This window comes from Desulfofundulus sp. (genome assembly GCF_049701015.1).
GTDB lineage: Bacteria > Bacillota > Desulfotomaculia > Desulfotomaculales > Desulfovirgulaceae > Desulfofundulus.
Window position 1 is genome coordinate 1 of record NZ_JBNATZ010000313.1, and the last position, 2548, is coordinate 2548.

Annotated in this window: 2 protein-coding genes and 1 pseudogene; all 3 read right to left on the reverse strand. The window is 51.8% G+C overall.

All coding sequences use genetic code 11. From position 1 onward, the window contains the following. Positions 1-256, reverse strand: a pseudogene (locus ACPLUI_RS13735) (MFS transporter); the annotation flags it as partial. Positions 257-282: 26 nt separating this feature from the next. Beyond that, positions 283-2055, reverse strand: a complete 1773-nt coding sequence (locus tag ACPLUI_RS13740; RefSeq protein ID WP_424660813.1) for a dynamin family protein — start codon at positions 2053-2055, stop codon at positions 283-285. 54 nt (positions 2056-2109) lie between these two features. Beyond that, positions 2110-2548, reverse strand: a 439-nt coding sequence (locus ACPLUI_RS13745; RefSeq protein ID WP_424660814.1) for a universal stress protein, incomplete at its 5' end; no start/stop codon positions are given.

Genomic DNA, 2548 nt, shown 5'->3' on the forward strand with positions numbered 1-2548 from the left:
TCGGCCAGTATTTCCCCGTACGGTCACTTAGATAACCGGAAAGCAGCCGTACGCCGTAACCCAGCAATTCTCCCAGTCCGGCCACGAAACCCACGATTGTCCCGGTAGCTCCCAGCACTTCCAGGAAAGGACCGGTGATGCTGCGGGCACCTTCATAGGTCATGTCTGAAAAGAGGCTGACGATTCCCAGCAGGATGATAAATTTGAATGCTCTATGAGTCGCCGCGTTTATTTTCTGCTTTCCATTATCATTCATAGAAGGATGGTTCCTCCCCCGACCCCTTAAATATTTCCCAGCTTCACCAGTCTTTCCAGGTCCTGCCTTAAAATAGAGAGCTTTCGTTTTTCCTCTTTACATTTCGCACGGGATTTTTCTTGTTCGGCGATACTGGATTTCTTTTCCTCAAGGGCTTTTTGTAATGCGTTTTTAAGGCTGAACGCAACGGCGTCCGAACGTAGTCTCAGCTCACCTGCCACTTTGCGTACTTTTTCCTTTAAACTCTCCACCAGGTCGGCCCGCACCCTCCCACAGTTGCGGTTCAAAAGCTCCGCCAAACTGGCACGGGTTTTGGTAAGGATGTGTTTTTTAAGTAATGCCTTTGGTAAAAGAGATGCTACGGTCAATTCTTCAAAAGCGGGAATAAAGGTAGGGTGTTCGTAAAAGTGAAAGTAGAAATAGCGGTCGCCCAGAATATAGTCTTTATAAGCCGTCTTGTGCACTTCTACCTGGAAAATTTCTGCTGAAGCAGCCATCAAACGGTCTACTATATCTTCGATGCGGCGGAAAAACCGTCCTGCCACCCGGGCAAATTCCTGTTGCATTATTTCTTTTTCGCGTTTCCTTTGTTCTTCCAGTACGCCCAGGATTATCTTTTTGATGTAGTCCTGTGCCAGCCCGGCAGTTTCTTTTACTGAATGCCCGGGGTAAATATCCTCGATAAATTCCTCCAGCTGCCCGGCCAGCTGGGGAAACACGCGTCGTTCAAAAGTTTCCATGTCTTCCGCTACCCGGTCAGCCAGCTTATCTACCTCCCGGTAGAGCAAGTAGATGCTGTCTTCCCGTTCCTGCTCCAGATGTGCCAGTTCTGTTTCAAAGGCAGCAATCTTCCTCTCCAACTCTTCCAGGGAATCTTCCATACCGCGGCGCCAGAGTTCCAGGCCCAGTTCCAGTTCGTTCAGGATGCGCAGCGCCCGCGAGGCAGTGGCTGAAATAATGAGCGCTCCCTTCTGGCGCCTGATCAGATCGTTTATCAGGTTCTCCAGTTCCGTCATCTGGCTTGTTTTCAGCCGTTCTGCATCATTCTGCTCCTTTCCTTCCAGGGCCAGGCGGGCTGAAAGCGGGACCAGTAATATATCCTGAGTCTGAAGTTGTTCCTGCAGCATCCTGCGGGTGAAGTCCAAAGCTTCCGCCAGGTCATGCGGACTGACAATGTCAATTTTGTTCAGCACAAATATGAGCTTGTGTACGTGGTGCCTTACGTCTCGCAGGTAATCCAGTTCTCCCTTGCCCAGCGGTGCATCTACTGAAATAACAAAAAGCGCTGCGTCGGCCCGCGGCAAATAGCCGTAGGCTGCTTCGGTATTGTGGGCGTAAGCTGAACCAACTCCCGGTGTATCCACCAGGATAATTCCGTCCGCTAGAAAAGGGGCGGGGTAGATAACCTCCACTTCGCGCACTTTCTTGACGTTGCGGGGGTTTTCTTTTTCTGTTACGTACTGCACGATTTCCCCAACGGCTACTTTTTCGGCCCGCCCGTCCAGGAAAACGACTGTTGCCTGTGGTTCCGGGCCATACCGGATAAAGGTGGGAATCGCTGTAAGAGGTATAATGGCGGTGGGCAGAAGGCGTGCCCCTACCAGAGCGTTGATCAGGGTCGACTTGCCACGCTTAAACTCACCCATAACCACCAGTGTGAATGTCTCTGAGGCAACCCGGGCCAGGCTTTCGGTGAGCAGGTCCGCCGCAAAGCGGTTTCCTCTGGCTTCAGCCAGAGTGGTCAGCTGTCCGACCGCATTGGTGAGCAGTGTTTTTTGCTCACGAAAATGTTCCAGCATCAACCAATCACCTCTCAGGCGAGCCCCATCATCATGGAGCAGCAAATTCCTGGACTATTCTTCCCTGCCTTTTGCCACCAGTACATCACATGTTGCGTGATGGATTACGTAAGAAGAAACGCTACCCATGACCAGTTTTTTGATGGTGCTCCAGCCGTGGGTCCCCACCACGATTAGATCAAAATTGTTCTCCCGGGCAAAACGCACCAGAGTTTCCCCCACGTGGCCGAAGATCAGGTGCGTGGTGAGCTTTACGTTTTTGGCGGCCGCTCTGGAAACTGCATCTGCCATCTTCTTTTCGAAAAATTCCCGTGCCCTGGTTACCATGTCGTCTACTTCTGCTACGGTGCCTGCATAGTCCGGCAGGTTTACTACGGCGGCCGCGTGCAGTTCGCTTCCGGAGCCACGGGCCAGCTCGATTCCTGCGGACAGAGCCCTCTTGGAATATGGAGAACCATCATAGGCCACCAGTACTTTGTTGTACATAATCTCA

Coding starts and splice junctions, on each gene's coding strand:
- ACPLUI_RS13740 (WP_424660813.1), bottom strand. CDS start 2,055: ATGCTGGAACATTTTCGTGAGCAAAAAACACTGCTCACCAATGCGGTC.